The organism is Sorangium sp. So ce302, assembly GCF_051530145.1.
Taxonomy (GTDB): domain Bacteria; phylum Myxococcota_A; class Polyangia; order Polyangiales; family Polyangiaceae; genus Sorangium; species Sorangium cellulosum_B.
Map to the genome: position 1 here is coordinate 12,035,364 of NZ_CP150326.1, position 12,978 is coordinate 12,048,341.

At 71.3% G+C, this 12,978-nt stretch carries 8 protein-coding genes and 1 tRNA gene; 7 read left to right on the forward strand and 2 right to left on the reverse strand.

The features are described from left to right. The first annotated feature begins 262 nt into the window (after window positions 1–262). From mxcH to WME73_RS45525, 6 genes are all read left to right on the forward strand, one after another. On the forward strand, window positions 263–2,941 hold the full coding sequence (gene mxcH / locus WME73_RS45500; protein WP_437913636.1) for a TonB-dependent siderophore myxochelin receptor MxcH: 2,679 nt from the start codon (window positions 263–265) through the stop codon (window positions 2,939–2,941). 53 nt (window positions 2,942–2,994) lie between these two features. After that, the gene (locus WME73_RS45505) at window positions 2,995–4,314 is read left to right on the forward strand and encodes a hypothetical protein (protein WP_437913637.1); all 1,320 of its coding nucleotides are present in this window, start codon (window positions 2,995–2,997) and stop codon (window positions 4,312–4,314) included. 48 nt (window positions 4,315–4,362) lie between these two features. Then, window positions 4,363–5,976, forward strand: coding sequence for a PepSY-associated TM helix domain-containing protein (locus tag WME73_RS45510; protein ID WP_437913638.1), 1,614 nt, complete (start codon window positions 4,363–4,365; stop codon window positions 5,974–5,976). Beyond that, the gene (locus tag WME73_RS45515; RefSeq protein WP_437913639.1) at window positions 5,969–6,316 is read left to right on the forward strand and encodes a hypothetical protein; all 348 of its coding nucleotides are present in this window, start codon (window positions 5,969–5,971) and stop codon (window positions 6,314–6,316) included. The genes WME73_RS45510 and WME73_RS45515 overlap by 8 nt, the downstream gene beginning before the upstream one ends. Then, entirely contained in the window at window positions 6,309–6,587 is a 279-nt protein-coding gene (locus tag WME73_RS45520; RefSeq protein ID WP_437913640.1) for a hypothetical protein, read from the forward strand. The genes WME73_RS45515 and WME73_RS45520 overlap by 8 nt, the downstream gene beginning before the upstream one ends. Window positions 6,588–6,910: 323 nt before the next feature. Next, window positions 6,911–6,997, forward strand: a tRNA-Ser gene (locus tag WME73_RS45525). 255 nt (window positions 6,998–7,252) lie between these two features. On the opposite strand, the gene WME73_RS45530 is transcribed toward WME73_RS45525, so the two are convergent. Further along, window positions 7,253–8,638 carry a DUF4388 domain-containing protein gene (locus WME73_RS45530; RefSeq protein ID WP_437742537.1) on the reverse strand — a complete coding sequence of 462 codons (1,386 nt, stop codon included), beginning with the start codon at window positions 8,636–8,638 and terminating at the stop codon, window positions 7,253–7,255. A gap of 199 nt (window positions 8,639–8,837) precedes the next feature. Next, complete coding sequence (aspS, locus tag WME73_RS45535; protein WP_437913641.1) at window positions 8,838–10,787, reverse strand: aspartate--tRNA ligase; 1,950 nt, start codon at window positions 10,785–10,787, stop codon at window positions 8,838–8,840. A gap of 188 nt (window positions 10,788–10,975) precedes the next feature. Between aspS and WME73_RS45540 the strand changes: the two genes are divergently transcribed. Next, entirely contained in the window at window positions 10,976–12,955 is a 1,980-nt protein-coding gene (locus tag WME73_RS45540) for a hypothetical protein (RefSeq protein ID WP_437742539.1), read from the forward strand. The last annotated feature ends 23 nt before the right edge of the window (window positions 12,956–12,978 follow it).

Here is a 12,978-nt window from a genome sequence, read left to right on the forward strand (position 1 = left end):
GAGGTGCTCCCGGTCCACTCTCGGAGGGACCAGGCCACGGTTCAGAGGCGCGCGGACAATCCATTACAGCTGGAATCTTGGGTTCTGAACGATGCGACCCATCGACGAATGAAATTGAATTCTGTTTTCATCTTGGGTACCGGAAGTTCCGGACATGTTTGTCAGTTCGGTTCCCCAACCGCCGCGTCCCGAGCCGCGGGCCGGGTTCAAGATGGACGCGGTGGCGCGAGGTGTTCTCGCGCTTCGAGGCCCGCTTGCAGGCGTGTTGACCTTCCTGCTGCTTGGCCTGCAGGCACCAGCGCACGCGCAGGACGAAGGCATGCCCGAGCGCGCCGCGGGGGACCGGGAGCCGACCGTGAGCGCGCCCGTCGCTGGCTCGCCGGGCCTCGATCGCTCACCGCCCGGCGGAGGGGGCCCCCGCATCGAGCCGCCGCAGCTCCTCGAGCTCGCCGAGGCCGAGTACCCGCAGGCGGCCCGAGCGGCACGACGGGAGGGCACGGTCGTGCTGAAGCTCCTGATCGACGCGGCGGGGCGCGTGACCGAGGCCGAGGTCACGAGCCCGCTGGGCGACGGCTTCGACGAGGTCGCCCGCGCGGCGGTGCTCCGGTCCCGCTTCACGCCGGCGCGCCGGGACGGCACGCCGGTCGCTGCACGGATCCTCTACAGCTACGCGTTCCGGCTCCCCGAGGAGCCGAAAGCCGAGCCCTCCCCCTCGGCGACGGGGGGAAGCGGGGTCGCGGCCACGGGCGCGGCGGCGACCATTCCCTCGCCGGCGAAGGGGCCCGACCCGGCGAACAAGGCAGCTCCCCCGCCGGCCACGGGGTCCGACCCGGCGAACAACGCGGCTCCCCCGCCGGCCACGGGGTCCGACCCGGCGAACAGCGCAGCGCCCGCCGAGGTGACCGTGCGCGGCGCCGCGATGGCCGAGCGCCTCCGGCAATCCGCGCAGGCGGTCACGGTCATCGAGACCGAGGAGGCGCAGCGGAGGACCGCGGACATGGGCGAGGTGCTCGCCCGCACCCAGGGCGTCGGCGTGCGGAAGAGCGCGGGGCTCGGCTCCTGGGCGCGCTTCTCGCTGAACGGCCTCACGGACGAACAGATACGCTTCTTCATCGACGGCGTGCCGCTCGATCTCGCGGGGTACCCGTTCGGCGTCTCGAACGTGCCTGTGAACCTGGTCGAGCGCGTCGAGATCTACCGCGGCGTGGTCCCGGTGCGCTTCGGCGCCGACGCGCTGGGCGGGGCCGTCAACCTGGTCACGGATCGAGACGTCCGCGGCACCCATGGCGCGGCGTCGTACGAGCTCGGCTCCTACGACACCCACCGGCTCACGCTCTCGGCGCGGCACCTGCACGAGCCGAGCGGCTTCTTCACCCGCGTGAGCGGCTTCTTCGATTACGCGAAGAACGACTATCCGGTGGATGTCCATGTGGTGGACTTCAAGACCGGGCGCAGGGACTCCGAGCTCACCCGCGTCCGCCGATTCCACGACGCCTACCGGGCGGCGGGCGCCAGCGCCGAGGTCGGCTTCGTCAATCGGCCCTGGGCGCGGCGCCTGCTCCTGCGCGCCTACGTCACCGATTACGACAAGGAGCATCAGCACAAATTCGGCGTCATGGAGACGCCCTATGGCGAGGTCACGAACGGCGAGACCGCGCCGGGCGCGACGCTCCAGTACGAGCAAGGGCTCGGCCGCGGCGTCGCCCTCGAAGCGCTCGTCGGGTACACGTACGGGCGCGCCGCCTTCCTCGATGTCAGCGAGTGCAACTACGACTGGTTCGGTCGCTGCCGCAGCAAGCGCCCCAATCCAGGCGAGGACGAGACGTCCCCCCGGGATCGGGTGTTCCTGGAGCACAGCGGTCTCGGCCGCCTGAACCTCCGCTATCGGCCCCACCCGGAGCACGCGCTGCAGCTCTCCGTGTCTCCGACGTTCATCACGCGCACGGCAGAAGAGCGCAGGCTGGACAATGATGCCCGCGAGCAGCTCAGGGGCGCGCACAGCCTGTTCACCTTGGTGCTCGGCGTCGAGCATCAGCTCAACCTGCTCGACGATCGCCTGGAGAACAGCTCCTTCGTGAAGGACTACGTGCAGCTTCTCCGCATGACGGGGCGCCTCCCGGGGCTGCACGGGTACTTCGACCAGCGGGAGCGCGACACCCACCGCCTCGGCGTCGGCGATGGCCTCCGCTATCGCTTCTCCGAATGGCTCTACGCCAAGGCGTCGTACGAGTGGACGACGCGGCTCCCGCGGCCCGTCGAGGTGTTCGGCGACGGGATGATGATCGTTTCCAACCTCGCGCTCAAGCCCGAGACGAGCCACAACGGGAACCTCGGCTTCACGATCGACGCGCGCGACACCGCGTGGGGCGCGTGGCGGCTCGACGCGAACGGGTTCGTCCGCGCGGTCGAGCGGCTCATCGTGCTGAACAACCGCACGGAATCGATCCAGTACATCCACGTCTCGGGGGCACGGTCGCTGGGCGTCGAGGCCGCCGCCGGCTGGACGTCGCCGGGGGAGCACCTCGCCCTCGACGGCAACATCACCTATGACGATTTTCGCAAGGTGTCCGACGAAGGGAACTTCGCTGGCTCCGAGGGCCAACGGCTGCCGAACCGGCCGTGGCTCTTCGCCAACGGCTCGGCGCGCGTGCAGCTCCAGGAGGTCGTCGCGCCGCGCGACGCGATCTCGCTCACCTGGGATACGCGCTACGTGCACGGGTTCTACCTCGGCTTCGAGAACTGGGGGCAGCCCGAGTCCAAGGCCAAGGTGGATTCGCAGCTCCTGCACTCGCTCGCGCTCACCTACGTCGCGCGCGACGAGCCGCGCACGGTGAGCTTCACCATCGAGGCTCACAACCTCACCAACGAGCGGGCCTTCGATTTCTACGGTATCCAGCGACCCGGGCGGACGCTGTTCTCCAAGGCGACGCTGGAGATGTGATGACGACGATGTCGAGGTGAGCCCTTTCGCTCGCACGACAGAAGGAGACACGGATGAGTGTGATTCAGCGGAAGCAGCGGTCATCGATCCGAACGAGCGCGACGGCCTTCGTGCTCGTGCTCCTGACCGGCGTGCTCGGCAGCGGCTGCGGCGACGACGAGACGTCGAACCCCGTCGATCACAGCGGCAGCAGCGGGCAGGGCGGCGCCGGGCAGGGCGGCGGTGGCGGCGGGCAGGGCGGCGGCGGCGGCGGGCAGGACGGCGGCGACGCGTTCATCGTCGCCACGCGCGTCTGGGACGACACCGCGACCAACTCTTACTTTCACGTGCTGCCGTCGATCGAGCCAGGCACGGAGGTCGACCCGTCCCAGGCGCTCGAGATCCCCGGATCGGCACGGCTGTTCGCGTTCGAGGGGCTGGGCTGGTTCGGCATCGGTGAGGCCGAGGCGCCGACGATCTCGCGTTACACGCTCGATGGTTCCAACAAGCTGGTCAAGGGAGACTCGATCAGCTTCCAGCCCTTCGGCGTGCAGTCCCTCTGGCCTACGAATTACCTCATCTCGTCGACGAAGGTCTATCATCCGGATCGCGCGGGCGAGCAGATCGTCGTGTGGAACCCCACGACGATGGAGGTAGAAGGGACGATCCCGCTGCCGGACACGCACCGCGAGGGCTACCTGGCGCTGTACGGATACGGGTCTGTTCTGCGCGGCAAGACGCTGCTCATCTCGGTGGGGTGGTTCGACTGGAAGACGACCGACACCATTCTTCCGGAGACCGGGCTCATCGCGATCGACACCGAGACGGACACCGTCGTGCGGTTCGACGTCGACGACCGGTGCGGCGGGATCACGCAGCCCATCGAGACGGCCTCCGGCGACGCCTACTTCGTGAGCTCGGCGCTGGCGGGGGCGGCCTATCACCTCGAGCGCCTGGAGTCCGAGCCCTGCGCGCTGCGCATCCTGAAGGACGCGGACGCCTTCGACCCGGACTTCCATCTGCTCCTGAGCGAGCTTTCGGACGGCGCGATCGCGGGCGATCCCATCCCTGCGGGCGGGGACAGCCTCTTCCTCCGGGTGTTCGAACCGGAGCTCGCCACGATCGAGGAGGAGACCAAGACGTCAGGAGTCACGAGCCAGCCGGCGTGGCACTGGTGGCGGTGGGACACCGCGACCAACGAGGCCACGGCGGTCGGGGAGCTGGCCCCCTCGCCCGCGAACGTCTCCTTCTTCGAGGTCGACGGCCGGGTCTTCACGATCGATGAGGGGAGCGGCTCCACGGAGAGCACGCTGATCGAGCTCACGGCCGAGGGCGGCCCGAAGCTCGGCCTGAAGACGCCGGGATACCTGCACGGGCTGGCGAAGGTGAGATAATCTCGCGCGGCGCGCGGCGCTCCGCGCGAGGGAACAGGGTGACTCGCGATGGCCAAGAAGCTCTCCCGCCATGCCTTCACGACCTTCTGGAGCGTGCACGCATGGGCAGGCGTGATAGGTGGGCTCTTGCTCTACGTGATGTTCCTGTCGGGGGGGATCACGCTCTTCCGCAGGCAGCTCGCGGTGTGGGAGGAGCCCCTGACCCAGCAGCGCTCCTCCGTCGAGCAGGTAGGGCTCCAGGCCACGCTCGATGAGGGGCTCGCCGCTGCGGGGACGACGCCGGAGCAGCTCTGGTTCGACGTGCCGGAAGGTGGGCTGGGCGCCGCGCGGCTACTCTACTTCTCGCAGGGCGAGGCGGTCACGGCGTGGGTCCACGAGGGGCTCGTGCCCGAGCGAGAGCGGCTGTCCGACTTCCTCTACGACCTGCACTACCTCTGGCACCGAGCGACCGGAGTGTGGCTGTTCTATGTGGCCGGTCTCCTGTGCGTCGCGCTCCTGCTCGCGCTGGCGACCGGCGTGCTCATCCACCTGAAGGACATCGTCCGGCAGTTTCATCAGTTCCGGCCGGACAAGACGCGCCGTGTCCTGTGGTCGGATATGCACAAGGTGCTTGGCGTGATAGGCCTTCCGTTTCAGCTCCTGTACGCGTACTCCGGCGCCTTCATCGTGTTCCTGGGGGTGCTCGTCGGGGTGTTCACGGGCCCCGTGTTCGGCGGCGACGCCGCGCGGGCGGACCTCTCCGCCTGGGGGGCGTCCTTCGCGGACGAGCCGGCGCAGGGGACACCCGCTCGTGGCCTGACGCTGGACGAGCTCATGGCCCGCGCGCGCGCCGCGGAGCCCCGGCTCGTGCCCGAGAGATTGCGTATCTGGCACCTCGGTCTCGACAGCGGGACCGTCGATATCCGCGGCTCGCTCGAGGGCGTCCCGTTCACGCGTGGCAGCGTGCGCATGCGGCTGCGGGCGATCGACGGAGCGGTCCTCTCGCTCGACGCGCCGGGCGCCGAGGGCGCGCGCAGCGACGTGTTTCGCTGGATCTATGGCCTCCACTACGCCGATTTCGGCGGCACCACGCTTCGCATCCTGTTCTTCGTGCTCGCCCTGGCGACGTGCGCGACGATCCTCACCGGCAACTGGATCTGGCTCGCTCGACGGGAGGCGCGGCAAGAGCGCCTCGGCAACCGCCTCCTCGCGCGGCTCACCGTGGGCTTCGGCGCTGGGACCGTCGTCGCGACAGCGGCGCTCTTCCTGGTGAGCCGGGCGTTCCCGCTCGACTGGGGCGCGCGCGCGACGGCCGAGGAGCTGACGTTCCTGGGGGTGCTCGTGCTCTGCATCGCCTGGGCGCTCGCCGCGCGTGATGGCGGGCGCCTCTGGTCGCGCCAGCTCGGGCTCGCGGGGCTCTTGCTGCTGCCGGTCCCCGCGCTCGCGACGCGCTGGTCGGGGGCGGGGCTCTTCGGCGCGGGGCCGAAGCTCGGAGCCGTCGTCGCCGTCGATGTCGCGCTCCTGCTCACGGCCGCGGCGCTCTGCGCCTCTGCGTGGGCGCTTCGCCGGGCGACCTCGCGACCTGCGGCGCGGCTGCTGGTGACGCGCCATGCGCCGCAGCCTTCGTTGGCCCACGGCGGGGCAGGGCTCGTGGCCAGGCGGCAGACGGCGTCCCATGGTTGAGACCGCGTCGGTCCTCTCGGCGTATCTCGCCTTCGCGTTGCTCCACGGGGCGCGGCCGGAGCGCCTGCCGTTCGGCGTCGCGGCGCGGCTGCGCGCGAGGCGCGAATCGCGCGCCTCGGCCCGGGTCCTGGCCGCCGCCTTCTTCTCGCTCTCGGTGTGGCTGTGGAGCCGGGCCGAGGCCGGCGTCGCGGCGTTCCTCGTCCCCTTCGCGGCGCTCCTTTGCGCCGCGAGCGCGTTCGTCCTGCTCGCGCCGGTCTGGCCGCGCGCCGTCTGGGGCCTCGCCCTCCTGTGTCCGCCGGCCATCGCCGCGCTCTCGCTCCTCGGAGCGCGCCATGGCTAGCCGCCGCCTCGCCCGCCTCGACTCCGCGCTGCGCGTGCTCGCGGCGCTGATCGGGACTCTCCCGCTCGCCGTCCTGGCGAGCGTGTGCCTCGCGCGATTCGCGCCGCTCGCCGAGGACACGCGGTCCGCGCTCGGCTTTTCGCTCGTGGTACCGCTCTGGCTCGCGGCGATGTGCTTCGCCTTCCTGGCCCGCAGCGCGGCCCGCGCGTGGGGGGTCTGCGCGGCGCTCGGCGCCGTGTTGCTGGCCCTGGCCTACGTGGTGCCGCAATGACGGACGCGCGGTCCTGGCGACCGGAGCTGTCCCGGCGCGTTCTGCGCTCCCCGTTCGCCCGACGGTGATCGGCCGATCCGAGCGCCAAAGGACGAGCCTGACAGCTCGCTTCCCGGGCCGTCCGTCCCGCCCCGTCGGGATCCGTCGCTACCGGCATCCCCCTGCACGATCTTTTGTGCACGGCGACAACCTCTTTGGTATGTTGCCGCTCCCTCGCCGCCGCGCCGAGCGTCGGACGAGCCAGCGTTCTTTCTATCGTCATGCATCGAGGTCCGCGCTGCTCCTGCGCTGAGCACGGGGCGGGTGGACCATCCTGGGTACCAGGAGAGGTGGCCGAGTGGCTGAAGGCACACGCTTGCTAAGCGTGCGATCGGGAAACTGATCCGCGGGTTCGAATCCCGCCCTCTCCGCCGCGAGAACGCTCAGCGCTACGCCCGTCGTGCGGCGGCCTGAGCACCGCGAACACGCGAACACGCGAACACGCGAACACGCGAACACGCGAACACGCGAACACGCGAACACGCGAACACAAACAGACGACCCGCGGGTGATGCGGGCCGCGCTCGAGCGCGCCGCTGCGGCGAGCAGCGCGTGGGTGGTCATCGCGCCGTCGCGGCCTCACGCGGGCCTCACGCGGGACCGCGTGGCCCTCGCGGCCGCGGCGCTCAGGCCGCCCTGGTCCTCAGCACCCGCGACTGGAGGAACTGGTAGATCGTCTTGATCGCGTCGAACGAGCCGACCGCGCTCTCCTTGATCACCTCGTTCACCGTGCGCGAGCCGTTGACCGCGCCGAGCACGAGCTGCTCGATGCGCGTCAGCTTGCCGGAGCCCACGCCGTCGAGCGCGACCTGGTCGACGACCACCACCTGGTCGAAGTTGATCGTCCCCTCCATGAGCCGCCACTCGTCGACGCGCCGGAACCCCTCGAGGACCAGCGCGGACACCGGGAGGCCGAGGTGCGCCTGCTCGACCTCGGGGCGGAACGGCTCGCGCGTGAACGAGAAGCGACCGTAGGGCCAGCGCAGCACCTCGTAGATGAGCTCGCTCGACTGCCGCTCCAGCACGGCGATGAGGTCGTCGTTCGTCGCGACGCCGGCCTCCACGAGCACCTGGCCGAGCAGGGCGTGCGGCCGCTTCGCGCGGAGCAGCGCCTCGAGCCGCTCCCGCGTCAGGAGCCCGCGCTCGATGAAGTAGCGGCCCAGCTTGAACTCGTCCGACGAGTTGCGCGCCTGCACCAGATCGATGAGCCCCTGGCGGAGCGAGATCGTGACCGACGCGCGGTTCGTGGTCACCCGGAGCACGCCCGTCTGCCGCTGCATCTGGAGCAGCTGGAGGATCTCGGCGAGCGGGATCGCCGAGACGTCGCCGCTCATCACCTCCTTCGCGTCCGCGGGCGTATCGTCGAGGTCGCGGAGCGTCAGGGTCAGCTTGGAGACGACCTCGCTCGTCATCACGCGGGCGACCGCCTGCATCACCGCGGCCTCGTTGGTCCGCGCCTCGGGCGAGAGGCTCATGATCGCCGGCGTCATCACCGTCGACAGCTGCTGCGCGAACTCCGCGCCGGTGCGCTGGCGCATGTTCCTGGCGAGGAGGCTCGGCCGCACGCTCTCGGCGATCGTGTCCTCGTCGGGCATCTTCGCGCCCTCGGGCACGGGCCGCGCGCGCCCCTCCGCCGCCTTCGAGAGCGCGCCCTCGATCACCGCGACCAGCGCGCGCGCGTCGAACGGCTTGGTGATCGCGTCGACGGCGCCGGTCTGCTGGACGAACTGCCCCCTGAGCTTGTCGCCCTTGGCGCTCATCAGGACCACGGGCACGTTGCGGTGCGACGGGTTCGAGCGGAGCTCCCGGCAGAAGGCGTAGCCGTTCATCCTCGGCATCACGAAATCGAGGAGGACGAGGTCGTATTTCGGCCCCTTCTTGACCAGCTCGATCCCCGCGAGCCCGTCGCGCGCCACGGTCGGGTCGAACCCATTGCGAGCGAGGATGGCGCTGACGACCTTCAGGATGGTCGGGCTGTCATCGACAACGAGGACTCGCGCCGGGGAGGCCATGGCGAAGGATACAGGCCCTACCCTACCAGAAGTGCGCGGCCTGCAAACATAAAGGCCAACGCGGACGGCCACGCGTGGCGAGGCAGAGCACAGCGAGCGCGGTCGCGGCGGCGCGCGCGACCGGCGAGAGGCCCGCCGCGCCGCCGCGCCGCCGCCGCCGGAGGTGCGCCCGATCGCGCGCGCGTCCCCCGACTTGGCATCAGGCGCCGGCGCTGCCGGTGCCCGTCGCGCCCTGCCGGGCGTCCGCGGCCGCGACCGCCGTCTTCACGTGAAGCTCGGTGAGCTGCGCGGCGTCGACGATCACGGGCGCGCCGGTCATCTGATCCGTGCCCTGGTTGGTCTTCGGGAACGGGATGACGTCCCTGAGCGTCGGCGCGCCGCTGAGCAGCATCGCGAGCCGGTCCATGCCGAGCGCGATGCCGCCGTGCGGGGGCGCCCCGCTGCGGAGCGCGTCCAGGAGGAACCCGAACTTGTCGCGCGCGTCGTTCTCGTCGATGCCCAGCGTCTTGAAGACGCGCGCCTGCACCTCGGGATCGTGCAGCCGGATCGAGCCGCCGCCGATCTCGAACCCGTTCAGCACGAGATCGTAGCGGTAACACTCCACGCGCGCCGGATCGCTCTCGAGGAGCGCGACGTGCTCGTCGATCGGCCGCGTGAACGCGTGGTGCGCGGCGGCCCAGCGCCCCGTGTCCTCGTCAAACTCGAACAGAGGTGGGTTGGTCACCCAGAGGAACCTCCACTGGTCGCCATGCCCGTACTCCGGGATAAGCCCCATCTTCTTCGCGACGTCGATGCGGAGCTTCGCCATCACGGTGTGCACAACGGCTTCCTTGCCGAACTGGAAGCAGAGGACGTCGCCCGGCTTGGCGCCGAGCACCTCGTTCAGCTTCTGCCGGAGCTCCGGCGTGATCGACTTCGTGAGCGGCGACTGCGTCCAGGAGCCGTCCTCGGCGAGCTTGGCGCGCGCGAGGCCGCGGAAGCCCTTCACGTCGCGGAGCCCTTTCTCGAGGTCCTCGGTCTGCTGGCGGGACAGGTTGGCGCTCGCCGGGATCACGAGCCCCTTCACGATCTCGGCGGGCAGGTCGCGCCGCAGCTTGCCCGACTTGAACTTCTCGGCGAGCTCGACCCAGAACGGCACCCCGCCGCCGTTGTGCTCGATGATGAGGTCCGTGAGGTCGGTGTGCTCGATCCCGAAGCGGAGGTCGGGCTTGTCGTTGCCGAAGCGGCGCATCGACTCGGCGTACGGCATGCGCGGGAAGCGGCCGGTCGGGTAGAGCTCGGTGAGGTCCTTGCCGAGGGCGGCCTTGAACACCGCGAAGACGAGCCCCTCCATCAGCCCGAAGACGTCGTCCTGGTTCACGAACGACAGCTCGACGTCGATCTGGGTGAACTCCGGCTGCCGGTCGATGCGCAGGTCCTCGTCCCGGAAGCACTTCACGATCTGGAAGTAGCGGTCGAAGCCCGCGACCATGAAGAGCTGCTTGTAGAGCTGCGGGCTCTCGGCGAGCGCGTAGAACTTCCCGGCCGAGATCCGCGAGGGGACGAGGAAGTTGCGCGCCCCGCCCGGCGTGTACTTCACGAGGAAGGGCGTCTCGAGCTCGAGGCAGCCGTTGTCCGACAGGTAATTCCGCGTCGTCCGGTTGATCTCGTGGCGCATCCGCAGCGCCCGCTGGAGCGGGGCGCGGCGCAGGTCGAGGTACCGGTGCTGCAGGCGGATCTCCTCGCGCGTCTCGATCTCGTCCGCGATCTCGAACGGCGGCGTCTCCGCCCTGTTGAAGATCGTCGCCTCGGCGACCCAGACCTCGATCGCCCCCGTGTCGATCTTGTCGTTCACGTTGCCTTCTCGGCTGACCACGACGCCCCGGACGCCGATGACCCACTCGGTTCGGGCCCGCTCGGCGGCGGCGTGCGCGTCGACGAGGTCCTTCTCCTCCACCTTCAGGCCGTGCTTCCTGATCGCCTCGAGGTAGCTGCGATCGAAGACGATCTGCGTCACGCCGGTGCGGTCGCGGAGGTCGATGAAGATGCAACCGCCGTGATCGCGGCGCCGCGCGACCCAGCCGAACAGCACGACCTGCTTGCCAATGTCCGCCTCGCGCAGATCGCCGCAGCGGTGCGTCCTCTTGAGCTCATCGATGAAACGGGACACGAGCCGACCTCCGATTTTCCGTGGAAGGGGCGACTCTAGCCCAGGTCGCCGCTCACCGCCTCTCCGTATCCTCCGCGCCCTGCGCGCGCGGATCGGCCCCGCGCGCGCCGCGCCGCCGCCGAACCGCGCGCGGCGCCGAGGTGCGCCGGAACTTGGCCCGGCCGCGGCCGATCTGGCATGGCCGCTCGGTGGGCTCCGGAGAGAAACGCTGCTGGCTCGATCGGTCGCTCGCCTTGCTGTCGGCCGCGCTGCCCTTCGGGCTGTCGCTGGGCCGCGCCGCCTCTTCCGGGCAATGGCGGGAAGATCTCACGGCCGTCCGGGATCTCGGCCTCGTCGCGGTCGGCGTGGGCGGCGGCCTGTCGACGGCGCTCTCGCAGGCGCTGAGCCTGCTCCCGCTGGGCTCCCGCACCTTCCGCACCGCCCTCGGATCGGCGCTCGCGCTCGCGCTCGCGTCGCGCCTGCTCTACGGGATGGTCCGCCGCCTCCTCCTGGAGTCCGCGCGGCCGGCGCCCCTCCCGGGGCTCTCGCTCTGGCGCAAGCTCCGCGGCGGCGCAGCCGAGCCGACCCCCGCCGGCGCGCGATCCACGCCCGCCGCGCCGGACACGCTCGGCGGCGCCGTGAGCCCGCGGCTCGCCTCGGTGCTCTCCGCGATCGCCGTGCTCACGGCGGCCCTGTCGCCGACCTGGCAGCGCGAGGCGACGGTCGGCGGCGGCGCCATGATCGGCACCTGCTGCGCGCTCGTGACGCTCGCGCTCGCGTCGACGTGCGCCGAGCAGGCGCGGCACGCCGGGCGCGCGTGGATCGCGCTCGGCGCGCTCCTCGGGGCCACGTTCGCCGAGAGCCCCCCCGCAGGCCTCGCCGCTTTTGCGGCGTCGTACGCGATGTTCCTCGCGCGCGGCGGCGCCCAGCGCGCGGGCGGGGGCCCCGCCGAGGCCACGGCCGGCGGCCCGCCCCGGCGCATGCTGGGCGCCGCCGCCGGCGCGGGGGCGCTCACGGCCGCGCTCCTGCTCGCGCCGCTCGTGCTCAGGCCGCTCGCGCCGCGCGCCTGGGCCGACATCGGCCGCGCGCTCACGGCCGGCAGCCTCGCCGCCCTCGACGTCGCGAGCGCCCGCACCACGGCGCTCGCCGCGTGGAGCCGCGAGATCGGCGTCGTCTCCCTGCTCGTCGCCGCGGCCGGGCTCTCGCTCTCGCTCCTGCGCCCGCGCGCGCGGTGGCTCGTCGCGCCCTTCCTCGTCCTGCTCGCGCTCGACACCCTCCTGCCCGCGCGGGCTGCCGGCGTGCTCTCCGCGGATCCGCTCACCCCCCTGCGCTCGCTCGCGGTCGCGGCGATCGCCGTCGGCTCGGCGCTCGGGGCGCACGCCGCGGTGCGGGCGCTGCTCCACACGCGCGTGCCGTTCTCGCGGAGCGGCGCGGCGCTGCTCGTCGTCTTCCAGCTGACGCTGGTCGCGCTGACGAGCGAAGAGGCAGGCTTCGCCGCCGATCGGAGCGAGCAGACGGCCGCCGAGGTCTGGACGGACGAGGCGTACGGGAGCCTCGATCCCGGGTCCGCGATCCTCGTGCGATCCCCGGCGATCACGTGGCGGGTGTGGGCGGCGCGGATCACGCGCGGCGAGCGGCCGGATGTCCTCGTGGTCCCGATCCCGCTGCTCGATCGCGGCCACGTCGCCGCGAGCCTGCTCGCCGACGAGCGCAAGCTCGCGCCGCTCCTGCGCGACTTCGCGCTCGCGGGCGAGCCCGGCGAGTTCGCCCTCTCCACGCTGGCCGACGTCCGGCCGCTCCACGTGGAGCTCGATCCGCGCTGGTCCAAGAAGCTGCTCGGCCACCTGAACGTCGCCGGCATCTGGCTCGAGTACGCCCCGCAGCCGCTCGGCGCCTCGGATCGCAAGCTGGCGACGGCGCAGTCGATCGTGCCGCTCAGGCGCGTGCTCGAGTCGCTCTCGATCGCCGCGGTGCCGGACACGTCGACGGCGGCCGTCCTCGCGTCCACGATGCGAAGCCAGTCGGACGTCGTGAGCCTCCTCGGCGAGCGCGTCGTGGCGCAGTCGTTCCTCGACCGGCTGGGTGAGCTCGCGCCCGAGGATCCGTTCATCTCCGGCGGCCCGAGCCGCCGCGCCGTCGCCGGTATCCGGCAGGCGTTCATCGCGAAGCGACCTTTGCGCCGCCGTTGATGCGGTCCGCGCGGCTGGAGCAG